The 22,407-nt window shown below is 66.2% G+C and carries 18 protein-coding genes and 1 pseudogene; 11 read left to right on the top strand and 8 right to left on the bottom strand.

What is annotated here, in order from left to right; translation table 11 throughout:
* Positions 1–58 precede the first annotated feature (58 nt).
* The gene (locus ACREYQ_RS08955) at positions 59–1,822 is read right to left on the bottom strand and encodes an ABC transporter ATP-binding protein/permease (protein ID WP_432257297.1); all 1,764 of its coding nucleotides are present in this window, start codon (positions 1,820–1,822) and stop codon (positions 59–61) included.
* Between the two features lie 264 nt (positions 1,823–2,086).
* Between ACREYQ_RS08955 and ACREYQ_RS08950 the strand changes: the two genes are divergently transcribed.
* The 11 genes from ACREYQ_RS08950 to ACREYQ_RS08900 all read left to right on the top strand — a co-directional run bounded on the left by ACREYQ_RS08950 (position 2,087) and on the right by ACREYQ_RS08900 (position 14,192).
* Complete coding sequence (locus tag ACREYQ_RS08950) at positions 2,087–3,034, top strand: helix-turn-helix domain-containing protein (protein ID WP_432257296.1); 948 nt, start codon at positions 2,087–2,089, stop codon at positions 3,032–3,034.
* Positions 3,035–3,407: 373 nt separating this feature from the next.
* The gene (locus tag ACREYQ_RS08945) at positions 3,408–4,796 is read left to right on the top strand and encodes a DUF1329 domain-containing protein (RefSeq protein WP_432257295.1); all 1,389 of its coding nucleotides are present in this window, start codon (positions 3,408–3,410) and stop codon (positions 4,794–4,796) included.
* Between the two features lie 134 nt (positions 4,797–4,930).
* Positions 4,931–6,754 carry a DUF1302 domain-containing protein gene (locus tag ACREYQ_RS08940; protein ID WP_432257294.1) on the top strand — a complete coding sequence of 608 codons (1,824 nt, stop codon included), beginning with the start codon at positions 4,931–4,933 and terminating at the stop codon, positions 6,752–6,754.
* A 73-nt stretch (positions 6,755–6,827) separates the two neighbouring features.
* Complete coding sequence (locus ACREYQ_RS08935; protein WP_432260387.1) at positions 6,828–9,182, top strand: efflux RND transporter permease subunit; 2,355 nt, start codon at positions 6,828–6,830, stop codon at positions 9,180–9,182.
* A gap of 11 nt (positions 9,183–9,193) precedes the next feature.
* Entirely contained in the window at positions 9,194–10,201 is a 1,008-nt protein-coding gene (locus ACREYQ_RS08930) for a WD40/YVTN/BNR-like repeat-containing protein (RefSeq protein ID WP_432257293.1), read from the top strand.
* Between the two features lie 136 nt (positions 10,202–10,337).
* Positions 10,338–11,477, top strand: a complete 1,140-nt coding sequence (locus tag ACREYQ_RS08925) for an amine dehydrogenase large subunit (RefSeq protein WP_432257292.1) — start codon at positions 10,338–10,340, stop codon at positions 11,475–11,477.
* An 8-nt stretch (positions 11,478–11,485) separates the two neighbouring features.
* Complete coding sequence (locus tag ACREYQ_RS08920; RefSeq protein ID WP_432257291.1) at positions 11,486–12,037, top strand: MauE/DoxX family redox-associated membrane protein; 552 nt, start codon at positions 11,486–11,488, stop codon at positions 12,035–12,037.
* A 1-nt stretch (position 12,038) separates the two neighbouring features.
* A complete protein-coding gene (gene mauD / locus ACREYQ_RS08915; protein ID WP_432257290.1) occupies positions 12,039–12,674 on the top strand; it encodes a methylamine dehydrogenase accessory protein MauD in 636 nt (211 codons plus the stop codon).
* A gap of 11 nt (positions 12,675–12,685) precedes the next feature.
* Entirely contained in the window at positions 12,686–13,216 is a 531-nt protein-coding gene (locus tag ACREYQ_RS08910) for a methylamine dehydrogenase light chain (protein ID WP_432257289.1), read from the top strand.
* A gap of 35 nt (positions 13,217–13,251) precedes the next feature.
* Positions 13,252–13,704: a c-type cytochrome gene (locus tag ACREYQ_RS08905; protein ID WP_432257288.1), complete on the top strand. Its 453-nt coding sequence runs from the start codon at positions 13,252–13,254 to the stop codon at positions 13,702–13,704.
* A gap of 32 nt (positions 13,705–13,736) precedes the next feature.
* The gene (locus ACREYQ_RS08900; RefSeq protein WP_432257287.1) at positions 13,737–14,192 is read left to right on the top strand and encodes a c-type cytochrome; all 456 of its coding nucleotides are present in this window, start codon (positions 13,737–13,739) and stop codon (positions 14,190–14,192) included.
* A gap of 28 nt (positions 14,193–14,220) precedes the next feature.
* Here the strand turns inward: ACREYQ_RS08900 and ACREYQ_RS08895 are convergent, their stop codons facing one another.
* The 7 genes and pseudogenes from ACREYQ_RS08895 to ACREYQ_RS08865 all read right to left on the bottom strand — a co-directional run bounded on the left by ACREYQ_RS08895 (position 14,221) and on the right by ACREYQ_RS08865 (position 22,365).
* Complete coding sequence (locus ACREYQ_RS08895) at positions 14,221–14,640, bottom strand: DUF1801 domain-containing protein (protein WP_432257286.1); 420 nt, start codon at positions 14,638–14,640, stop codon at positions 14,221–14,223.
* Between the two features lie 506 nt (positions 14,641–15,146).
* Positions 15,147–16,709: a TolC family protein gene (locus tag ACREYQ_RS08890; RefSeq protein ID WP_432257285.1), complete on the bottom strand. Its 1,563-nt coding sequence runs from the start codon at positions 16,707–16,709 to the stop codon at positions 15,147–15,149.
* Positions 16,696–18,675: an FUSC family protein gene (locus tag ACREYQ_RS08885; protein WP_432257284.1), complete on the bottom strand. Its 1,980-nt coding sequence runs from the start codon at positions 18,673–18,675 to the stop codon at positions 16,696–16,698. The genes ACREYQ_RS08890 and ACREYQ_RS08885 overlap by 14 nt, the downstream gene beginning before the upstream one ends.
* Positions 18,656–19,705, bottom strand: coding sequence for a multidrug transporter subunit MdtN (mdtN, locus tag ACREYQ_RS08880; RefSeq protein WP_432257283.1), 1,050 nt, complete (start codon positions 19,703–19,705; stop codon positions 18,656–18,658). Before mdtN ends, ACREYQ_RS08885 begins: the two co-directional genes overlap by 20 nt.
* Positions 19,702–19,965, bottom strand: a complete 264-nt coding sequence (locus ACREYQ_RS08875) for a hypothetical protein (protein WP_432257282.1) — start codon at positions 19,963–19,965, stop codon at positions 19,702–19,704. The genes mdtN and ACREYQ_RS08875 overlap by 4 nt, the downstream gene beginning before the upstream one ends.
* 70 nt (positions 19,966–20,035) lie before the next feature.
* A pseudogene (locus tag ACREYQ_RS08870) lies at positions 20,036–21,713 on the bottom strand (ABC-F family ATP-binding cassette domain-containing protein).
* A gap of 373 nt (positions 21,714–22,086) precedes the next feature.
* Positions 22,087–22,365 (bottom strand): DUF302 domain-containing protein, encoded by a 279-nt coding sequence (locus ACREYQ_RS08865; protein ID WP_432257281.1) that lies wholly within the window; start codon positions 22,363–22,365, stop codon positions 22,087–22,089.
* Between the last annotated feature and the right edge of the window lie 42 nt (positions 22,366–22,407).

Raw genomic sequence — 22,407 nt, 5'->3', positions numbered from 1 at the left:
TGATGGTTGAGGAAGGCAGCATTGGCATCGTGGAGTCCCGTGGGTGGCAGCCCGGCGACTACCAGCCAAAGCGATAGTCCCTGGTCGGATGCAGCCACCACTTGCCGTTGCCGGGCAGCTCCAGCACCTGGTGGTGATACTTCAGCAACGTGGGCCGGTGGCTGACGCTGACCAGCGTGGCCTGCATGCCGGCCAGCAACTGATACAGGGCTTCCTCATTGCTGATATCCAGGGCACTGGTGGCCTCGTCCAGCATCACATAGCGCGGCTTTGCGAGCAGCACGCGCGCGATGGTCAGCCGCTGTTGTTCGCCAAGGGACAGTACCTTGCTCCAGTCCACTTCCGTGTCCAGGCCGCCAAACCTGCCGGCAATGTCCCGCAGGTTGACCGTCTCCAGCAGTTGCACAAGCTCATCGTCAGGGATCTGCCGGCCAAGGTGGCTCGGGTATAGCAGCTGGCTGCGCAGGCTGCCCACCACCATGTATGGGTGCTGCGGCAGGAACAGCATCTCCTGCGGCGTTGGCCGCACGATGCAGCCCGTGCCGCTGTTCCACAATCCGGCGATGGCGCGCATCAGCGAACTCTTGCCGCCGCCGCTGGCGCCGACGATGAGCAGCCCTTCGCCCGGGTTGATCGACACACTGAGGTCGGTGACCAGCGTTCGCTCCTGGTTCGGCGTTTGCAGGGTGACGTGTTCCAGCGCCAGGCGCGAATCATGGACGGATTCGATCGTGCTGGCTGGCTTCGGCGATGCTGCCGGCTTGCCGGTCAGGGTGTTGGCGAACGTGTCCAGACGGTCCAGCCCTGCCACGAACCGGCTCAGGTCTTCAAAATTGTCGACGATCACCGTCAGTGCGTTCAGCACGGCGGTAAACGCCCCGGCGGCGCGGATGGCGCTGCCGACTTCGAGCTCGCCGTCCAGCACGCGTGAGGCGACGATGGCGCTGGGCAGCAGGATGGTCAGGAAGGCATACCCATACTGGAACATATTCAGGCCAAGCTGCCACCTGATGAGCCGGTTGAAGTTCTGGAACGCCCTGGCAAAACGGCCCTGCACATGCGAAGACTCTTGGGGTTCACCCCGATAGAAGGCGATGGATTCAGCATGCTCGCGAACGCGGATCAGGCTGAAGCGGAAGTCCGCCTCGCGCTTGAGCTGAAAGAAGTTCAGGCCGATCAGCACGCGCCCGAAGAAAAAGATGGAAACAAAGGTGCCGGCGATGGCATAGACCACCAGGAAGTAGACCAGCTCCCTGGAGATCAGCCACAGGACGGCGCTGAAGGCAATGAGCTGCAGCAGCGCGCCGATGCCGACGGACAGGAAGAAAAGGGACTGCCGGGTGAAGGTGTTGATGTCCTCGGCAATCCGCTGGTCGGGGTTGTCGATCGCGGCATCCGAGTTGAGTTTGTAGAAAATGCGGTTCTTGAAATACCCGTCCAGGTAATGATGGGTCATCCAGCGCCGCCAGAGCAGGCCCAGCCTGTTTCTGATGTAGTGGTAGACAGCATAGAGAGGGATCGCGACGATCAGGATGACCAGGCACGACCGGATCGACGCCCAGAAGCGGTCAGCGTCCCCGGCCGCCAGTGCCGAGGTGAATTCACCGGTCTGCTCGTTGATCAGGACTTCGGCCTGGGTCTGGCCAAACAGGAAAAGGACCAGCAGCAACAGCAAGCCCGCGGCCTTCCACCGTTCCCGCGATACCCAGTAAGGTTTCGCAATGACCCAGAAGCGGGTCCACACGTGCCGGGTGGAGGTGGCGATGCGTTCCCTCCGGGCCGAAGTGCGGTCGGCGATCTGCGGCTCTGGCACGGCGCTCATGATCCACCTCCCGGCGCTGAGCGGATTTTGTACGCGTCACATGGACTTCGCCGCCGGCAGGCTGGGACACGGCGGAAAATCGTTCTTGAAATATAGCCAGCAAAATCGGTGCCCGTCGGTAACCTGCCAACGGCAGGGGCATCCGCCATGCCACCCTATTTGGGGAGTTGCCCGCGCGCCGGGCATCTGGCTTACTTCCTCGCCGTATCCAGCATCCTGCCGGTCCATAACCCCTGAGCCAATGCCCTGTAAGGAAGGTGTGAGTTGAGTACCGAGTACTTTCGCTTCGCCCGTTTCGACAACCCGGAAGACCACGCGCGGGAGCTGGCCCAGGTCGAACAGCGTTACCTGCAGACGGGGCCGGGGCGGTTCAGCGGATTGCTGCAGCAGTTCTCGATGGGCGAGGGGGTAAGCCTTTACCGGGAGCGCATCAACGTGCCGTTGCTCCAGCAGGGCCGGACCCCCGCTGACGCCAGGACCTTTGTTGTCCCGCTGGTGCTGGAGCGCAGTGCCACGTTGCTGGGGCGGGCGGTAGGCAGCACGGTGGGGCATATGCTGGGCGGGCAGGAGTTTGTTGCCCAGACCGCTACCGAAAGCGACTACGTCGGCATCGCCATCGAAAACGAGGCCTTCGCCTCCTATGCCGACTATCTGGGGGGGCTGGACTCGCTCGGGTGGGGCGCTCAGCCGATACTGGAAGCCGGCGGCGCGGCGCTGCGCCGCGCGAGCCTGTGGCTGAAGGACTGCCTTGGCGCCGTCGAGGACAACCTTGGCGCGCTGGCCCATGAGCCGGCACGCAAGGCGCTCCGCGACGACGTGGTCGAACAGTTGTTGTGCCTTCTGATCGACATCCAGGCGCCAAGGCAACGCGATGTGACGCATCTGACCTACAGCGATATCGTTGGACGTTCACGAGACTACCTGCTTGCCGAGCCCGAGCAACCCGTCAGCGTGCTGGATCTGTGCCGCACGCTCAGGTTAAGCAGGCGAACCGTGCAGACGGCGTTTCTGGCATTGACCGGGGTAACGCCCAGCGTCTACCTGCGCTCGGTCCGGCTGTCTCTGGTGCGCCGGCTGTTGCTGGAAACCCGCGCAGCGGAGCTGAGCGTCTGCGACGCTGCGGCGCGGTGGGGCTTTGTCAACAAGGGCAAGTTTGCCGCGGAGTATCGCAAGACCTTTGGCTACCTGCCGTCCCAGACCCGGCGCGGCTGACGTCGCTGCACCCCCGCTCCTCCGGGGGCTCGGTCACTGCCGATCTCCTGATCGCGAACCCGGTCCGGTTCGCGGGATTCGATGTACTAGGGAAACCCCCTAATCGCGATCTCCGGCGCCCGCAACCCTCTGTTACAGGGCACCTTCAATTTGGGCCATGCCAGAGGCAGGCCCCCTTCTAGACTCCGCAGGACAGATCGCCGATAGCTGGCGCCCGCCAGCAACGGCCGGTGTTCCAGGGTATCCGGCGATCGCGAGCCGCTCGCGTCTGTCCCATCGCTGCAGCCCTGGCGTGAGCGAGTCCTGGTGTTCAGCACGCCCCCAGCGCGGGAGGCGCGACACATGCCAAAGCGCAATCAAAAGGTAGACGGAAATGAATCAACGCAGATGCCTGACAAACCTGACCGTGACCGCCATGATGGCGGTGTTGATGCTGGCCGACGGCCTCGCCCTGGCTGACGCCGACCTGGGCGGCGCCACGCTGACCCCGGCCGGTGCCGAGCGGGCTGCCAACAAGAGCGGAACGATCCCGGCGTGGGAGGGCAAGGACGCGCCCGCGGCAGGATGGACGCCGGCGCAGCCGCGCGGCGCGTTCTGGGCGCACAAAAGCGAGAAGGCTCTGTTCTCGATCGATGCGGGTAACGTCGACAAATACGCGGACAGGCTGACTGCCGGGCAGGTCGCCTTCATCAAGGCCACCAAGGGCTACAAGATGGACGTCTATCCGACCCACCGCAATTGCGGCGCAGCTGACTGGGTGAGCGCCAATACCAGGCGCAATCTGACCGAGGCCAGAATGGCGGCCGATGGCGTGACGCTGGCGAGCGCCGTGCTGCCGGGCGTGCCGTTCCCGCAGCCGAAGAGCGGTGCCGAGGTGATGTGGAACTACAAGACCCGGTATCGCGGCGTGGGTGTGTCCGTGCCAAGCTACTACACGGTGTTGTCGCCGCGCGCGGGCAGCGACGAGTGGGTCGATGCCAACCAGGAGATGGACATCTTTTTCCCGTGGGCAAAGAAGGGTGCGAACACGCCGCAGGACGTCAAGCAGACGCTCGATGCCCTCTATTTCCAGTACAAGTCCCCGGCAGCGCTGGCGGGCCAGGGCGCGGTGGGGGTCAGCTCCTTCGGCGCGGCGCCTGTCGAAGTTTCCTATTACTTCCCCGGACAGCGCCGTGTACGGCGCATGCCGAGCTACTCGTACGACGCGCCGCAGATTGGCATGGAGAACCAGTACACGGTCGACCAGGCCTTCATGTTCACGGGCAACCTGGACCGCTTCGACTGGAAGATCGTCGGCAAGCGCGAGATGTACGTTCCGGCCAACGCGTTCGGCATGTACGACTTCAAGGCCAATCTGCACGATGTCTTTCAGCCGCAAGCTATCGGCAACGAGCATCGCCGCTATGAACTGCACCGGGTGTGGGTGGTCGAGGCGACGGTCAAGGCCGGCGCGCGCCACACCGCGCCGAAGAAGACCTTCTTCTTCGACGAGGACAGCTGGCTGGCGGTGGTGTCGGAGGACTATGACGCGCAGGGCAAGCTGTGGAAGCTGCGCGAGGGCTTTCCGATCCCGGTCTGGGAGACCGGCTCTTGCGACCTGGAGACCTTTGTCCAGTATGACCTGATCACCGGCCGCTACGTCGCCGACATGGCGACGTCGGGCGCCGGCAAGGGCATGCGCTGGATCCCCGAATCGAGCGAGCCTCGCTACAAGATGGACTTCTACACCGCGGAGAGCCTGCGCGCACGCAGCGAGCGCTAGCCCGCCAGCCCGCCGCCGTCCGGCGGCAATACCAGACACATCCAGCTTTGCGCGAAGGGTCGGGAGCCCCTTCGCCGGATGCGTTCGTCCGTACATCGGCCATACACAAATAGAAAAATGAAGGGGAGGGAGCTGTGGGCATCAGCAGGAAACATCTGTTCTGGGGAGCAATCACCACCGCGGCAGTGCACCTGGGCACGGCCCGGGCGGTGGAAATCAAGGGCGAGACGGTCTACGGATCGTTCGATTCGCAGATCACCACCGGCCTGGCGATGCGCGCGCACGAGGTGGACTGCCAGCGCGTGGGCGATCCCAATGCGTCAGGCTGCGGCGGCAACGTCAACACGGGGCAGTTCTCCAATCAGGACAACGGCAACCTGAACTACCGCAAGGGGGACTTGTTCGCCGCCTACGTCAAGGGCACGCATGAACTGCTGCTCAATTTTCCCGAGGACATCAAGTTCATGGCCCGCGGCACCTGGCTGCTCGACGCTGCCGCCAGCCATACCGCCCGCTCGGACCTGACCCCGGATGCGCGCGACCAGGTGGCCCGCGACGTGCGGCTGCTGGACCTGTGGGTCAGCAAGGGCTTCAATATCGGCGACCAGAGTGCGCGCGTGCGCCTGGGTAACCAGGTGATCAACTGGGGCGAGAGCATCTTTGGCCTGGGGGGCATCAATTCGACCAACGCGCTGGATATCCAGAAGCTGCTGGTGCCGGGCACTCAGCTCAAGGAAGCCGTGTTGCCGGCACCCATGCTGAGCTTCGCCACCGGTCTGGGCAACGGCATGAACATGGAGGCGTATTACCAGTTCCAGTGGAACAGCAGCCGCCTGCCTCCGGTCGGGTCGTACTTCTCCACGACCGACAATCTTGGCCGCGGCATGGAGCCGTTCAACATCAGCACCACGAATCCCAATTTCACTGGCACGGATGCCGCGGCCATTGCACGCTCGCGCAGCCAGGGCACCATTCAGCAGGTCCAGCAGGGCATCAACCAGGGCCTGTTCGCCGGGCCGCCGTACAACACCTTCGGTGTGCCGTTCGAGAACAATGGCTCGGCGCGCAGCCAGGGCCAGTACGGCCTGGCGTTTCACTACAAGCCGCCGGGCACGCAGCTGGACCTGGGCGCCTACGTGATGAACTATCACGACAAGCTGCCCGTGCTTGGCCTGCGCGCCAATGACACGCTGCATCTGGACTACCTGAACGACCGCAAGCTCTATGGCGTCAGCGCCAACTTTCCGGTGGGCGAGTGGGCGGTGGGCTGGGAGTTGTCATACCGCCCGCATGATGCGGTGGCGCTCACGGCCTGCTACGGGCCCAACGGCCCGCTCGACCTGATCAGCAACGGCACCAGCGGCGTCGACTGCCAGCAGTGGATCGACCGCAAGCGGTTCCAGATGCATCTGACCGGGTTGCTGGCAATCACGCCGAGCAGCAGCGCGGGCTTCCTGCTCAAGGGCCTTGGCGCGGATGCCGGCACGTTTACCAATGAGCTGGTCGCGATCTACTTCCCCGGCGTCAATACGAACTCGCGCTACTTCCGCACCGTCGGCGGCACCACCGTGATGCAGGCGCCGGCGGCCGGGCTGCTGCCGTGGGCGGACAATTCGACGACCGGCACGCTTGGCTATCCGGTCACGGCGGCCAAGGGCACTTCGCTGTCGATGGGTTACACCGCCGACTTCAACTGGACCTACGACGGTTCCCTGATTCCCGGCTGGCAGGTGACGCCCGGCGTGACCTTTTCATGGTCCGTCATGGGCTACACGCCGACCGGGATGGCCAACTACATGCAGGGCGCCAAGTCCGCCAACCTGTATGTGCTGTTCAACCAGAACCCCACCAAGTGGCAGGCCGGCCTGAACTACACGCTGTACTGGGGCGCCAACCCGCTGGCGCAGCCGCTGGGTGACCGCAGTTTTGTCGGGGCGTTCCTGACCCGCAACTTCTGAGCCTTTGGGACAGCGGGCGCGGCGCCTGCCGCCGTGTCCGCGCCCGAAGCACTGATTCAAGGATTTCACCGTGATGAACGGACTCGTCAGGCGCCTCGAAGCCTTCCTGTTTGGCCACCGCGTGGCCACCCTTGCGGTCATCGGCATGTTTACCGCCGTGATGGGCTACTTTGCGTTGCAGCTGCGCATGGAAGCCGGCTTCGAGAAACAGCTGCCGCTCGGGCACGAATACGTGCAGACCTTCCAGGCGTACCGTGAAGACCTGTTCGGCGCCAATCGCCTGACGGTGGTGGTCAGGCCGCGTGCCGGCACGGTCTGGACCAAGGCGGCGCTGACGCGCCTCTATGACGTCACGCAGGCCGTGCTGTTCCTGCCCAATGTCGACCGCCTTGGCGTGCAATCGCTATGGACGCCCAACAGCTTCGTCAACGAGATCACCGAGGAGGGTTTTCGCGCCGACCCGCTGATCGACGGCACCATCAGCCCGCCGGCGCTGGACGATGCCGTGATTGCGAAGATCCGGCGCGCGGCCAGCGATGGCGGCTTTGTCGGCACGCTGGTCTCGCGCGACCAGACCAGCGCCATGATCACGGCCGAGCTTGAAGAGTATGACCGCGCCGGCAACAGGCTGGACTATGTCGCCTACAACCGCCTGCTGGAAGCAAAGCTGCGCAAGTTCGAGGACAAGGACTTCGAGATCCAGATCATCGCCTTTGCCAAGCAGATCGGCGATATTGCCGACGGCGCCTCGAGCGTGCTGGTGTTCTGCGCCATCGCCCTGGTGCTGACCGCGCTGGCAGTGTTCTGGTACTGCCACTCGGTGCGCTTCACGCTGCTGCCGGTGGCCTGTTCGCTGACCTCGCTGGTGTGGCAGTTCGGCACGTTGCGCGTGCTGGGATTCGGGCTCGACCCGCTGGCGGTGCTGGTGCCGTTCCTGGTATTTGCCATCGGCGTCTCGCACGGTGTGCAGCAGATCAACTTCATCACGCGCGAACTGGCGCACGGCAAGAACGCGATGCAGGCGGCGCGCAGCAGCTTTACCGGCCTGCTGGTGCCGGGCACGCTGGCGCTGGTGACGGCCTTCGTGTCGTTCGTGACACTGGTGATCGTACCGATCCCGATGGTGCGCGAGCTGGCCATCACGGCGTCCATCGGCGTGGGCTACAAGATCGTCACCAACCTGGTGATGCTGCCGCTGGTGGCGTCGTGGTTCCATGTGTCGCGCGGCTATGCGGAGCGGGCCCTGGCGCGGCACGAGCGCCGCTCGCGCTGGCTGCGCGCGCTGGCCGCCGTGGCGCGTCCGCGCAATGCGGTGATCGTGACGCTGCTGGTAAGCGGCCTGCTTGGCCTGGCTGTCTACGAAGGGCGCCACCGCGTGATCGGCACCGTGGCCCCCGGCGCGCCTGAGTTGCGCGCGGACGCGCGCTTCAACCGGGATGCGTTGTCCATCTCGAAGAACTATGACGTTGGCCTGGACTGGCTCACGGTGGTATTCGAGGCCACGCCGCAATCGTGCGACAACGGGGGTATTGGCGCCTACCAGGACGACTTTGCCTGGGCCATGCGCGATGTGCCGGGGGTGTTGTCCATCAGCGGCTTCTCCAGCCTGCTGCGCACCTACAACCTGGGCTACAACGAGGGCAATCCCAAGATGTCGGCCGTTCCCGTCGATCCCGGCAACTATGCCGCCCTTGCTGCGGAGATCGGGCGCCTGCGCGGCTACATGCGCAAGGACTGCAGCATGACCGCCGTGCACCTGTTCCTGGCCGACCACAAGGCCAGCACCATCCATGGCGTGGTCGACGCCGTCAAGGCCTTCCGCAGCGCGAATCCCGAAGCCGGCGTGAAGATCCGGCTGGCCTCCGGCAATGCCGGCGTGCTGGCCGCCATCAACGACGAAGTCGAGCGCAGCGAGCAGCCGATGATGCTCTACGTCTACGCCACCATCCTGCTGCTGGTGCTGGTCGCTTACCGCGACCTGCGCGCGGTGGTGGCCTGCTGCCTGCCGCTGACGGTGGCGACCTTTGTCGGCTACTGGTTCATGAAGGCGCTGGATATCGGCCTGACCGTGGCGACGCTGCCGGTGATGGTGCTGGCCGTCGGCATTGGCGTGGACTACGCCTTCTACATCTACAACCGGCTGCACGCGCACATGGCGCAAGGGCAGCCCATCGTGCAGGCCATGGAGAACGCCCTGCTGGAGGTCGGCATGGCAACCATCTTCACGGCCATCACGCTCGCCGTCGGGGTCTCCACCTGGGCCTTCTCTGAACTCAAGTTCCAGGCCGACATGGGCAAGCTGCTGGCCTTCATGTTCCTGGTCAACCTGGTGATGGCCATGACCGCGCTGCCTGCCCTGGCGGTGGTCCTCGAACGGCTGTTCCCTCGCCGCGGTGCGGTGCGGGCTTCCAATCTGATGTCGCACTGAAGCTGATACCGATGAAACTTTCATTCCTGCTGACGTCCATGGCCATGGCGGCCTGCTGCCATGGCATGGCCTGGGCAACGGCCAATGACGGTGGTGCCGCACCGGCACAGGGCGCAGTAAAGCTTGACCGGGGTCCGGCAGTGCGCTCGCCTTCCGCCGTGCGGGCAAGCATGCTGGGCGCCGCGCGCGCCGGCGAGCGCATCGTCGCCGTGGGCGACCACGGCGTGGTGCTGTTGTCCGACGATGGCGGCAAGACCTTCCGGCAAGCCTTGCACGTGCCGACCCGCGCGGTCCTGACAGCCGTCAGCTTTGCCGATGCGCGCAATGGCTGGGCCGTCGGGCACCACGGCGTGATTCTTTACACCGCCGATGGCGGCGAGCGCTGGACCCTGCAACGGTCGGATACCAGCGCGGACCAGCCGCTGTTCACAGTGCTTTTCCTGGACGGCCAGCACGGCGTGGCGGCCGGGCTGTGGTCACTGCTGCTGGAGACTGACGATGGCGGGCGCACCTGGAACAAGCGCGAGCTGCCGGCGCCGCCGGGCGGCAAGGCTGCTGACCGGAACCTGTTCAGGATCTTCGCCGCCACCGGGGGCAAGCTGTTCATTGCAGCCGAGCAGGGACTGGTGCTGCGCTCGCTGGATCAGGGCAAGACCTGGACCTACCAGCAGACCGGCTACAAAGGCAGCTTCTGGACCGGGGCGGCTGAGCGGGATGGATCCGTGGTGGTCGGCGGCATGCGCGGCACGGTCTACCGCAGCCGCGACGGCGGCGACTCCTGGAGCCAGGTGCAGAGCGGCACGGCCAGTTCGCTGACCGACCTGGTCCCGGTCGAGGGCGGCGTGGCCGGGGTGGGGCTGGAGGGTGCCTTGATTCGCAGCGGGCCTGATGGCGCTTCGTTCGAGGCCGCGACCCGCCCGGACCGGCTGGACCTGACCGCTGCGGTTGCGGCGCCGGACGGAATGCTTGTGCTGTTCTCCAGCCAGGGGCCGGTTGCCGCGAGCACAGAGCGCCGATGACGAGCGGTGCATGACTCTGTAACGCCGTGCCATTCATGGGGTTGCCAATCCGGGCCACAGGTCACGCAAGGCGATCCATATAGTAGATGCAACGCTCACAACCTCTCTGCAAGAGCCTCTATCCATGCCATCAAGAATGAGAGCCTGCCTGACCGTCCTGGGCCTGGCCGCGGCGGCTGCCGCCAGTGCGGCGACCCCACCGCCGCCGCTTGCCCCCGAGACCCTCAGGATCGAAGCCATGCCTGCGCCTGGCGATCACTGGATCTACCTCCTGGACCTTGAGCCCACCATCGATGCCCGCCTGGGTGTATTCGATCTCGACAAGCAGAAGCTGATCGGCCAGCGCGGCGCGGGCATGATGCCTGGCGTGGCGCAGTCGGCTGACCGCCGCTTTACCTATGTCGCGACCACCTATTTCTCGCGCGGCAGCACGGGCGAGCGCACCGACGTGCTGGAGATCACCGACAACCAGACCCTGCTGAAGACCGGCGAGGTTGTGCTGCCGCCCAAGCATGCGCAGCAGATTCCATCGCAGTTCAATACCACCGTGTCTGACGATGGCGGCTTTGCCTTCGTCACCAACGTGACGCCGGCGACTTCGGTCACGGTGGTGGACCTTGCCGGGCGCAAGGTTGCCAGCGAGGTGGATACCGCAGCCTGCGTGCTGGCATATCCCTCGGGTCCGTTGCGCTTTACCTCGCTGTGCGAAAGCGGCAAGGCGCTGACCGTGACGGTAGGCACGGATGGCAAGGAAACCCATAGGGAGCAGTCCGGGCGCTTCATCGATGTGGAGAACGACCCCGTCTTCACCCACGCGCAGCGCTGGGGCAACGGCTACCTGTTCCTGTCCTTCGGCGGCAAGGTAACGCCTGCCGACTTCAGTGCCAGTCCGGCCCGCTTTGATGCGCCGTGGCCGCTGGTCGCGCCGCGGGAAGCTGCCGAGGGCTGGCGCCCGGGCGGTCAGCAGCCATTTGCCGTCCATCGCTCCAGCGGCCGGCTCTACGTTGCCATGCACCAGGGCGGCGACGGCTCGCACAAGGAAGGCGGCACCGAGATCTGGGTGTTCGACCTGAAGTCGCACGCCCGGATCGCGCGCTGGCCGGTGACCGCGGCGAAGCTGCTGCCGGTGCTGGCGCTGACCGTGACGCAGGACCCCAATCCTGTGCTGGTGGGCGCCACCGGCATCGGGCTGCAGAGCTTTGACGCCGGCACCGGCAAGCTGCTGCTGTCGGACCGCAAGCGCGGCCACGCGATCCTGCAGGTCTTTCCCTTCTGAGGCGCGCCATGGTGATTGACCCCGTTTTCCTCAGGACCAGCCAGGCTGCCGCCGGCATCGTCTTTGGCCTGGCCGCGCTGGCCAAGCTGATCGACATGCCGCGCTTCACGCAGGCGCTGGCGTCGTATGGCCTGCTGCCCGGCCCCCTGGTGCCGCCGCTGGCCTGGGTGCTGGCCCTGGCCGAACTGACAGTCGCCATTGCCTTGCCCGTCGACGCGCTGCGCCAGTGCGCCGCCTTGGGTGGGCTGGCGTTGCTGGGCCTGTTCTTCGGCGCCATCGCCGTCAGCCTGGCGCGCGGCAATCGCGATATCGACTGCGGCTGCTGGGCCTTCGGCCAGAAGGCCGGCGCCACCCCCGCCGGGTTGTCAGGCTGGCACCTGGTTCGCGTGGCGCTGCTGACGGTGTTGCTGGCGCCGAGCCTGCTCGATCCTTCAGGCCGGGCGGTGGTCTGGATGGACTACGTCACCGTTCTGGGCAGCCTGGCTGTTGCCGCGGGCGGATTCTTCGTTATCGATTTGCTGCTGGCCAACCAGGCCACGGCACGCAAGATGGGATCTTGAAATGCAGAGTGCAATGGTAGTTTCGCAAATCATGCTGTGGGGCGTCGTGGTGGTGCTTGGGCTGGTGTGCCTGGCGCTGGTGCGGCAGATCGGGGTGCTGTACGAGCGCATCATGCCGGTGGGCGCGCTGGTGGTGGACAAGGGTCCCGTAGTGGGGGCCATCGCGCCGGCCTTCGAGCTGCGCGACCTGCACGCGCGCGCCGTCAAGATCGGCGGCATCGCCGACGATGCGCGCAACACTTTCCTCTTCTTCGTCGCGCCGACCTGCCCGGTCTGCAAGAAGCTGCTGGCGCTGTTGCCGTCGCTGCAGGGCAAGGAGGGGCGCCACTATCGCTTCGTTCTGGCCAGCGATGGCCAGCCGGCGGAGCATGAAGCCTTCTACCGCAAGGCCGGTCTTGATGCCTTCCCGTACGTGCTGTCGCAGGAACTGGGCATGGCCTACCACATCGGGCGCCTGCCTTATGCCGTGGTGATCGACAGCGAGGGCAAGGTGCGGGCCAAGGGCCTGGTCAACAACCGCGAGCACCTGGAAAGCCTGCTTGAAGCCAATGAGCTGGGCATGGCCTCGATCCAGGAGTACGCGGCCCGCCAGCACCAGCACGGCGGCGACGCCCTGCCGCAGCCGGCCCAGCACTGAGGAAACAGAACATGAAATGGATGGACGCATTCTTTGAGCGCTCGGCACGCAACGTGGCGCAACACAGCGGCCGCCGCAGCGCCCTGGGCAAGCTCGGCCGGCTGATGGTCGGTGCCGCCGCGGTGCCGCTGCTGCCCGTCGACCGGTCCGCGCGCGCCGCGACCCCGGCTTCCGCTTCCGCCGCGCTGCCCTCCGGCATCGATGACCAGGCCAGTTGCGACTACTGGAAGCACTGCGCCATCGACGGCTACCTGTGTGCCTGCTGCGGCGGCAGCTCAAACAGTTGCCCGCCCGGTACGACCACGTCGCCGATCACGTGGATCGGCACTTGCCTGAATCCGCACGACGGGCGCAACTACATCGTCTCGTACAACGACTGTTGCGGCACCACCAGCTGCGGCCATTGCCTGTGCAACCGCAACGAACGCGAGCGGCCCTTGTACAAGATGTCACTGAACAACGACATCAACTGGTGCATGGCCAACAAGCCATCGACCTACGTCTGCTCGGTGTCTTACCTGCTGGGGGTGCAGGAGCAATGAAGACGGTCCTTTCCCGTAGGGCAGGCGTGCGGGCCTTGCTCCTTGCTGCCGTGTGCGCGGGTCCGGCGGTGGCTCAGGACACTGGCGCAGGCAAGGCGTTGTTCGCGCAGCACTGCGCTGTCTGCCACCAGGCCGGCGGCGTGGGGCTGGACGGCTTGGCGCCACCGCTGACCGCCATGCCAGGCCGCTATGCCGGCACCCCGGCCGGGCGGGAGCTGCTGACACGCGTGGGACTGTTCGGCATGTACGGCGAGATCGAGTCCGGCGGCAAACGCTTCAACGGCAATATGCCAGCCTTCGGCGCCTTGCCGGACCACGAGCTGGCGGACATCCTCAACTATCTCGTGTTCGACGTGTCAGCCGCCACCCGCGGCGCCGGCGTGCCGCCGTATCAGGCCGGAGAGGTCGCCGCGCTGCGCGGGCAGGTCATGGGCGGCGCGGAAGTGCGCCGCCAGCGTTCCGCCGTGCTGGAAGGGTCCGGAAAATGAGGCGCGGGGTACTGCCGGCCCGCCGGGGGGGAATGTCAGGCGTGTTACTGGCCCTCTGCAGCATCGTCGCGGTGGCGCCGGCTATGGCCCAGGTCAGGCTGACGCGCGCTGACGAGGCGCTGGCGTACCGCAACTACACGCTCAACTGCATGGGTTGCCACGGTCCCGCCGGCGAAGCGGTGGCTGGCAAGATCCCGCCGCTGGGCCAGGCGCTCGGCTGGTTCATGCATACACCGGCCGGGCGTCAGTTCGCCATCAGCGTGCCCGGCGCATCGAATTCGGCGTTGAGCGACGAGGAACTGGCACAAGTGACAAACCTGTTGCTGCTGCGGTTCAACCAGGCGGAGCTGCCCCCCGACTTTCAGCCATACACCGCCGATGAGGTCCGGGAGCACCGCCGTCCGGCGCTGAAGGATGTCGCCACGGTGCGGGCCGGGGTCATTGCGGAACTCAGGAAGAAGGGGATTCCCATTCAGTACGGGTATTAAGAGTCCCGGCGGGGCTTCTGACGAGACCTTATGCCTCTGCGCTCTTGCTGACCTTTGCCCGAGTGCCCGCAGGCGCTTTCTTCTTCGGCTTGCTCTGATTGAATGCAATTGCGGCACGGACCAGGTTCTTCAGCGCGCGCGTGTTGACCTTGTCGCCCTCGAACAGATCGATCGCCCGCCACTTGTTGCCGGCAAGGCCGGCGTTGAAGAGGTTGTCGGGATCCGGCAGGCTGGCGCCGTTGGTGAAGGTGACCTTCACCTTCCCCTTGTGGGCGTTGGCGACGGCGATCATGCCGTCGCGAGACCACACCGGGCTGCCCATCCATTTCCATTCCTCGGCGATCTCGCCGTCGGCCTCAAGGATGGTCTTGCGCAGGCTGGCCAGGGTCTTGCCGCGCCAGTCCGTGAGTCCTGCGATCAGCTCGTCGATATGTTCGGATGGATTCATGGATGCCTGCTCCCGGAATGGCTCTCGCCCGATGTTCCGCCATCATACGATGCGCGCCAATACCTGCTCCAGGGCGGCATCTCTCATGCTTATGGCAAATGCCTGCCAGGTAGTGTCGGCACGGGCCCGCGCGCGCTCGCCGGGCGCGCGGCATGCTGGCTGGCGCCTTGCCGGAGCACCTTGCCCGGCTTTGACGGGTCAAGCCGGCGATCCTCGGACCCAACCCGGTTGTTGTGGCTGCGTTGCGCCGGCCTTGAGAATGCGCCGATCCTGACTTCCTCACCCATCCCGCCCACAACATGCTGCGCGTGAACAGCGCCCGAGGCGGCAGTCAGCATGGCCACGGCCATCAGGGAGATCGGGTGAATGCTTTTCATGGACGCCTGCCTTCTGTGTTGGAAGGCCCGAAGGCCATCGATAGGGCAGGGAGCATAATTCAAGCGGACGCCCGGATATGTAACCTATTGTTAATGGCCGACGGAAGCCCGATGCGGTATGGGCGCGCGTCACCGCATCGGCCATCCCCCCCCATCGGGCGCCGCGCCAACCGACCCGGTTGCCAGCGCCAATGTCGCCGCCGCGGCCAGCGCACCGTTATAGGCGTCGGCAGACGCATTCCGTGCCAGCAGCAGCTGGTTCTGCGCCAGGTTGGCTTCGGTGACAGACCCCACGCCCTTGCTATAGGCGGCGAAGGCGGCGTCATAGGTGGTCTGCGCGGCCTCGGCCAGTGCCCTGGCCGCATCGTAGGCGGCCAGGCTCGATTCGAGTGCGCTCTGGCTGACCACGACCTGCCGCACGGACTCTTCCTTGGCGCGCGTCAGCCTGGCCGACGCACTGTCGGCATCGTTGCGCGCCTGTGCCAGCACCGCCGAGCGCACCCCGCCGTCGTAGATCGGCACGGTCACGCCCAGGAACACGCTGGCGCCGTAGCGGTAGCCGTTCAGGTTGACGGTGGGCGGCTGCTGGCCGATCGGCGGAATCGCGGTGATGGCCGAGCCGCCGGACGCGTACGACGTGAATGCCGACAGGAATACCTTGGGCATGAAGCCGGCCTCGGCGGCCCTTACCCTGGCCTGGCTGGCGCGTTCCATGGCATAGGCTGCGAGCACGTCAGGGCGGCTCGCAATGGCGCGTTCAACGATCTGCTCGATCGCGCTGCGCATGGCTGGCGACAACGGCCGCAGCGGCATCTCGGCAATGCGGGGTCTGGAAAGCGGGGAGATGCCGATGGCCGTGACCAGCGCCAGGTAGGCATCGGTCTCGGCCCCTTGCGCCTGCACCATGGCCAGGTTGGTCTGGGCACGGTTCTGGGTGGCCTGGGCGACTTCCACCACGGTGCCGATGCCGCGCTGGTAGCGCGCCCTGGCGGCGGCAAGCACGGCATCGGCATTGCGCATCGCCTGTTGCACGGTGGTGGCGCGCGAACGCGCGGCCTGGTAGCGATAGAACGCGATGCTGACTTCGTGGATGATCTTCTGGTGTGCCCCGGTAAAGCCGATGTTCGCGGCAACCGACGCCTGTTCGGCGGCATCGACAATGCCCGCGCGCTCGCCGAAATCGAACAGCAGCCACTGCAGCGACAGCACCGAGACCGCGCCATGCGTCGACGCATTGGCGCCCAGCGTGCCCAGCGCCGTGGACGAGGCGCTATGTCCGTTCTGATAGCCGCCCATTGCCGACGCCGAGATGTACGGCAGGTAGCTGCTCCTGGCGATGCCGGCAGCCAGCGCGGCATTGCGCGCGTCGTTCCAGGCAATGCGGGTCAGCGGGTTGGCGGACTCGGCCAGGTCGATCAGTTCGGGCAGCGTGTAGGCGTGCGCGGCATCGAGTGCGGCGGGCGGGGGCACGGATGCCAGCGCGGTGTTGGCCGGCAGCGTGTAGCCGGAGGGCCGGGTTGCCGGCGCCGGCTTGCTGGCTGCGCCCGGCACGATCTCGCCGGACGCGGTGGTCTCGGGCTGCCAGGGCCGGTCGGAGGCCGGCGGGGCCAGGTCGAGCGACGCGGTGGCACATCCGGCCAGTGTCGCGACGGCCAGTGTCAGCGGGATCGCCAGCGAATCAGGTTTGCGCATGAATGGATGTCGGAGAGGCCGCAACCGTGGCGTCGACGGGTGTTTCCGCCAGCCGCCGGTCGACAAGGGCCAGCAGGGCCTGGCGGACCTTGTCGGCTTGGCGAGCGTGCGGGCCATCGGCAGCGTGCGTGGTCGGCGGTACGGCGTTGGTTGCCTGCAGCGCGTGCAATCGGCTTGCCACCTCGGGGTCGCCCGGAACGCGTTCCGCCAGCAGGAACACGGGCCCCGCAATCGCATCCAGCACGGCCAGGCGCCGACGCCGGTGGTCGATCCAGTCCCGCGCCGGGCCGACCGGGGCGGGTTCATAGTTGGCCAGGATCAGGTCCTGGGTGATCTCGCCGTGCAATGCCATGGCGCTTGCGGCATGGCCGCGCCGTGCACCGGGCTGGCGCGCCGTGGTCAGTTGCTGCCATTGCGCGACCAGCGCCGCCAGTGCCGTGTCGATGCGGGCGGCAATGCTGACCGGCCAGATCCGGGTGAAGACAAGGTAGACGACGAGATTGCCCAGCACGATGCCAATCACCCGGTCGCGCGCAACCGTCAGGTCGAAACCCGGGCCCGAACCCTGGATGACACACAGGTAGAACGCAAATGCCACCTGGAAGCCCGCGTAGGCAATGCGCGGCGAGCCCTGCGCCACCCACGCCGAGATCCACGTGCCGGCAAACACCAGCAGCAGCAACCCGCCCACCGACGTCAGCGAGGGGACCACGTAGACGATGGCCGCCGTGCCGAGCACCGCGCCGGCCAGGCAGCCGGCCAGGCGCAGCGACAGCTTTTCCACCGTTTCCGCCGCGGTGCCAAGCGATACCAGGTAGCAGGTGATAAAGCAGGTATGGATGCCGGACCAGTTCAGCTGCTGGTACAGGAAGTAGCAGAACATGGCCGCGCCGGTAGTCTTGAGGGCGTAGCGGACATGGGCCGGATTCGAGAACGCGTCGGCATCGAGGAAGCCGCCATGCGCGTTGTCGGCTTGTTCTTGCGGCGCCGGATCGACCGGCTCCGCGTAGTGGTTGATGGCGCCGACGAGTTCCGTGGCAACCGCTTGCTGCACGGGTGAAAGGCCTTCAAGGCGCGGAGCGCTCAGCCCGATTTCCACCGGATAGCCGCCGGCATCGAGCATGCGCGCCATGTCGTCGAGCGTGGCGGCGATCGGCGCGGCAATGGCTGCCGGCAGTCGCGCCCCGGGCTGCCGGCCGGCGACGTCTGCCGCCAGCAGGATCGCCATGGTCGATGCCGCGGCCTGCCGCAATGCCGGCAGATCCTGCGCATTGACGCTGCCTTCGATCTTCGCCAGCTTCAGCCAGCCGGCGATCGGCTGGACCCCGTCGCGCAAGGCTTCATGCAACGCGTCGGGGTCGCCATCGGGCGCCTGCAGGCTGCGTGATGCCAGCCGCAGGCAATGGGCCAGGCGGTCGGTCGCCAGCCGGCGCGGCGCCGGGCCCAGCACAAGGTTGACCACCACGTTGACGCCGAGGGGAATCGCCACCATCAGCCAGGCATAAAGCAGGGCACGCGTGGCAATTTCGCCGGACGGCACCAGCCCGAGTTCATCGAGCGCAAAGCCGATGATCATCGCCAGGATGCCGCCGATCGGCCGCAGCTTGCTGGCCGAGGTCAGGAACAGCACGGCCGCCGACACCACCGCCATGCACGCCACGCGGCGCATCGGGTCGTCGACGCTGAAATCGGCCAGCCACAGCACCAGGCCGATGACCAGGCTGACCAGCACCAGCGCTGCCACGCTCATGACGATGCTGGAGGTGCGGTCGTCCCGGTTGATGAAGAAGATCACATAGGCCGAGATGGCTGCTTCGGGGGTGCCGTAGATGCTGGTCACCAGCACCGTGAGAGTGCAGGCCACCGTGATGCGTGTGGTGGCCGCCGCGCGGCCGGGGATCGGCGCCAGCATGGCCCGGATATCCGCCAGGCCCAGGCGCGGTTTGTCAGCGGCAGGCTGCGCCATGCCGGATCTCGACGGTTGCGCTCGCGCCCACCCTGGCCAGCGCCTCCGGGGGCTCCGCCAGCTTGATGCGCACCGGGAAGCGTTTGGCCACGCGCACCCAGTTCACCGACGGCTGGACATAGGGCAGCGAACGCGGCAGGTTGATGCGGTCGGTATCGGTGATGCCGACGCCGATGCTCTCGACGGTGCCGCGGATGGCCTGGCGCCGGTCGATCATCGAGTAGACCGTGGCACAGTCGCCGGCATGGATATCCGCCAATGCGGTCTCGCGGAAGTTCGCCATCGCGAACCATGCGCCGGTATGCACCAGCAGGAACAGCGACTGGTTGGGGAGCACGACCTCGCCGGACAGCACCGTCAGCCCGCTGACGCGGCCGGCATGCGGGGCGCGCACCACGGTGTCGTCCAGCGCGCGCTGCGCCAGCGCCAGCGCCGCCTCGCGCGCATGCACGGTGGCGATGGCGCCGGCTTCATCGCCGACCGCCTTTGCCGTGGCGGCGCGCTGTATGTTGGCCTGCTTGAGCGTCACCGCCGCGTCGCGCTGTGCCACCTGCGCCTGGTCGAGCTGCTGTTTGGGCACATAGCCGTCCGCAGCCAGCGGGCGCAAGCGTTCCACCGTGCGCGCCGTAAGCGCGTAGTTCTGCTCGGCCCGCGCGATCTGGTCCGATGCCACCGCCGCCGTGGCCTGCTCGGTGGCAATCGTGCGCCGCCGCGTGCCAAGCGTGGCCTGCGCCAGCTCCAGGTCGGCGCGGGCCTGGGCCAGGGCCAGCTGGTAGGGTACCGGGTCGATCTCGAACAGGACATCGCCCTTGGCCACCTGCTGGTTGTCGGTGACATGGATGCGCGCAATCCGGCCGCCGACCGGCGACGCTACGTGGACCAGGTCGGCATCGAGCGAGGCATCGTCCGATGCCGGGAAGCTGAGCGTGCGATGGTAGGCGTAGAAGGACAGCAGGGCGGCCAGCAGGACGATGACCAGGGCAATCAGTTTGCCGCGCAGCGGGCTTTTGCGGAGGCCGGCCATTTTCATTGGAAGTGTCCCGTACCCAGTAGCCAGACGATTTCAGCAATCATGACGCCGATCGCCGTGTTGACCAGAAGCTGGTAGCGGACCGTTTCCGCCCAGCCCGTCTTGATAAAGATCCGATAAGACACGACAGCGCCGGCAATGCCGAGCACCGCGCTCAGGAGCCAGAGCGGGAGATAGGCCCCGAACAGGCTGAAGGACGGGGCGCCGGCGCAGCCATAGAGCGATGCCGCCAGCGCGGCGGGCAAAAGCGTGCGTGCCATAACAGTCGGAGCAGAAGTGATGCACGCAATATAACAGCGCGGATTCGGGCTTGTCCAAGAGGCCGCCATTTCAGGCGATGGCCTTGTCCTCTGCGGCAGGCTGCTCGCGCAGGCGACGGGCTTCGTCGCGCAGGAACTGCTGGTAATCGTCCAGATCCCCGTCGAAGGGCTCGACACCGCCCTTGGTAACCAGCCAGAACTCGTCGCATACGGCGCGCAGCAGGGCCCGGTCGTGACTGACCAGCATCACCGTGCCTTCGAATTCGTTGAGCGCCATGCCTAGCGCCTCGCGTGTGGCCAGGTCGAGGTGGTTGGTAGGCTCGTCGAGCAGCAGCAGGTTGGGGCGCTGCCACACGATCATGCACAACACGAGCCGCGCCTTTTCGCCGCCGCTCATCGTGCTGACCGCCTGATGGACCATGTCGCCACTGAAGTTGAAGGTGCCGAGGAAGGTGCGAAGGGATTGTTCGGTTCCACTCTGGCCGGGGGCGCGCATGTGAGCCGGCGTGTCCCTGGCAAGGCGGATCATGTGTTCCATCGGCGTGTCGAGCGGGCGCAGCACGTCGAGTTCCTGCTGTGCGAAGTAGCCGATATTCAGGCCTTTGCCTTCGCTGATTTCACCGGCAATCGGCGCCAGCGCGTGCGCCACCGTCTTCACCAGCGTGGACTTGCCCTGGCCGTTGGCACCGAGAATGCCGATGCGCTGCCCGGCCAGCACGGAACGGTTGATGCCCCGCACGATGACCGTGGGCGGCGTGCCCGGCAGTGAGCCGGTCGGCGCCGGGTAGCCGAAGCTCGCGTCCAGCATCGACAACAGCGGATTCGGGACGTTGAGCGGCTCCTTGAACTCGAAGTTGAACTCTGCGTCGGCAAGCACCGGCGCGATCTTCTCCATGCGTTCGAGCGCCTTGACCCGGCTCTGCCTGCTTCGCCTTCGAGGCCTTGGCCTTGAAACGGTCGATGAATTTCTGCAGGTGGGCGATCTTCTCCGCCTGCCTGGCCATCGCGGCCTGCTGCAATACGAGCTGCTCGGCGCGCATGTCTTCGAACTTGCTGTAGTTGCCGCCATAACGCACAAGCTTGGCGTTGTCGACGTGCACCGTCACCTGCGTCACCGCGTCGAGGAATTCGCGATCGTGGCTGATCACTACCAGGGTTCCTTGATAGCGCTTGAGCCAGGCTTCCAGCCAGACCAGCGCGTCGAGGTCGAGGTGATTGGTCGGCTCGTCGAGCAGCAGCAGGTCGGACGGGCACATGAGCGCGCGCGCCAGTTGCAGTCGCATGCGCCAGCCGCCGGAGAAGCTGTTGACCGGCTGGCCAAGCTGCGCAGCACTGAAGCCAAGGCCCAGGATCAGCGCTTGAGCACGTGCGGGGGCATCGTGTGCACCGGCGTCGTGCAGGGCCATGTAGGCGTGCGCCATGCGCATGCCGTCGTCGCTGGCCTCGGCGGCGGCTACTTCGGCCTGCGCGGCCAACAGCACGGTGTCACCCTCGACTACGAAGTCCGTCGCGCTCTGCCCGGTCTCTGGCATCTCCTGCGCGACCTGGCCCATCTTCCACGCAGCGGGAATCGAGAACTCGCCGCTGTCTTCGTGCAGCGTGCCGTTGAGAAGGCCGAAGAAGGACGACTTGCCGGCGCCATTGCGGCCGACAAGACCAATCTTTTCGCCGGGGTTGAAGGTGACGGAGGCGCGGTCGAGCACGGCATTGACGCCGCGACGCAGCGTGACATTACGGACGGAAATCATAGGGAGCCACTTCGGAGGGGATTGGCATGATAGCCGACCGGACGTGCAGGGCTGCCTCTTTTCTGGCCGCAACGCATTACGGCGAACACCGGCCACAAAGCACGGGACTCCTGGCGCACCCGGCGTTCCGGCTGCGGCGCCAGCGAACATAGCGGTGAATGACGGCTCCTGGCCGGCAATCGCCGTTGCTGAGTCCTGAGCGAACGGCAGAGAATCGGCCGACCCCGTTGGTGGCAGGGAAGTCGATCTTCTAGCATAGATGCGCTGGCCAAGCGACCGACAAGGCAGGGAGCGCCCGATATGACGGTTGCGGGTCAAGTGACAAGGGCCTAGCCGGATAAATCACCCCGGGGCGCCTTGCGCGCCCACAGCGTCAAGAATCAGCCGCTGCGCCACTGCCAGCGGCGCGGCCGGCCGGCAATGGGTGAGCGCTTTCCAGTTCCGCGGAGGTGTGGAAGCTCACCCAGGTGCCGCCCTGGCAGTCATCGCGCACCGGCACGCGCAGGGGCAAGTCCAGCGCAACGCCGGATGCTGCGAGCATCAACGGCGTTCCCCGCTTGGCGTTGCCATAGATCAGCACCTGCGTCGGCGGCATTGCCAGCCCGGCGTTGCGTGCAGCCTCAGCATGGCCGATCCGCGCGAAGATCGTCATGCCCTTGTCCAATTTGCCTGTCACCGCCGGCTGCTGCCGGTG

This window comes from Cupriavidus sp. TMH.W2 (assembly GCF_050847365.1).
GTDB lineage: Bacteria > Pseudomonadota > Gammaproteobacteria > Burkholderiales > Burkholderiaceae > Cupriavidus.
The sequence above is the reverse complement of the archived record's forward strand: the minus strand, read 5'-3'. Positions and strand labels throughout refer to the sequence as shown.

Coding starts and splice junctions, on each gene's coding strand:
- ACREYQ_RS08920 (WP_432257291.1), top strand. CDS start 11,486: ATGGTGATTGACCCCGTTTTCCTCAGGACCAGCCAGGCTGCCGCCGGC.
- ACREYQ_RS08885 (WP_432257284.1), bottom strand. CDS start 18,675: ATGGCGCAGCCTGCCGCTGACAAACCGCGCCTGGGCCTGGCGGATATC.
- ACREYQ_RS08875 (WP_432257282.1), bottom strand. CDS start 19,965: ATGGCACGCACGCTTTTGCCCGCCGCGCTGGCGGCATCGCTCTATGGC.
- ACREYQ_RS08925 (WP_432257292.1), top strand. CDS start 10,338: ATGAGAGCCTGCCTGACCGTCCTGGGCCTGGCCGCGGCGGCTGCCGCC.
- mauD (WP_432257290.1), top strand. CDS start 12,039: ATGCAGAGTGCAATGGTAGTTTCGCAAATCATGCTGTGGGGCGTCGTG.
- ACREYQ_RS08935 (WP_432260387.1), top strand. CDS start 6,828: ATGAACGGACTCGTCAGGCGCCTCGAAGCCTTCCTGTTTGGCCACCGC.
- ACREYQ_RS08910 (WP_432257289.1), top strand. CDS start 12,686: ATGAAATGGATGGACGCATTCTTTGAGCGCTCGGCACGCAACGTGGCG.
- ACREYQ_RS08955 (WP_432257297.1), bottom strand. CDS start 1,822: ATGAGCGCCGTGCCAGAGCCGCAGATCGCCGACCGCACTTCGGCCCGG.
- ACREYQ_RS08865 (WP_432257281.1), bottom strand. CDS start 22,365: ATGACGATCTTCGCGCGGATCGGCCATGCTGAGGCTGCACGCAACGCC.
- ACREYQ_RS08945 (WP_432257295.1), top strand. CDS start 3,408: ATGAATCAACGCAGATGCCTGACAAACCTGACCGTGACCGCCATGATG.
- ACREYQ_RS08895 (WP_432257286.1), bottom strand. CDS start 14,640: ATGAATCCATCCGAACATATCGACGAGCTGATCGCAGGACTCACGGAC.
- mdtN (WP_432257283.1), bottom strand. CDS start 19,705: ATGAAAATGGCCGGCCTCCGCAAAAGCCCGCTGCGCGGCAAACTGATT.
- ACREYQ_RS08890 (WP_432257285.1), bottom strand. CDS start 16,709: ATGCGCAAACCTGATTCGCTGGCGATCCCGCTGACACTGGCCGTCGCG.
- ACREYQ_RS08930 (WP_432257293.1), top strand. CDS start 9,194: ATGAAACTTTCATTCCTGCTGACGTCCATGGCCATGGCGGCCTGCTGC.
- ACREYQ_RS08900 (WP_432257287.1), top strand. CDS start 13,737: ATGTCAGGCGTGTTACTGGCCCTCTGCAGCATCGTCGCGGTGGCGCCG.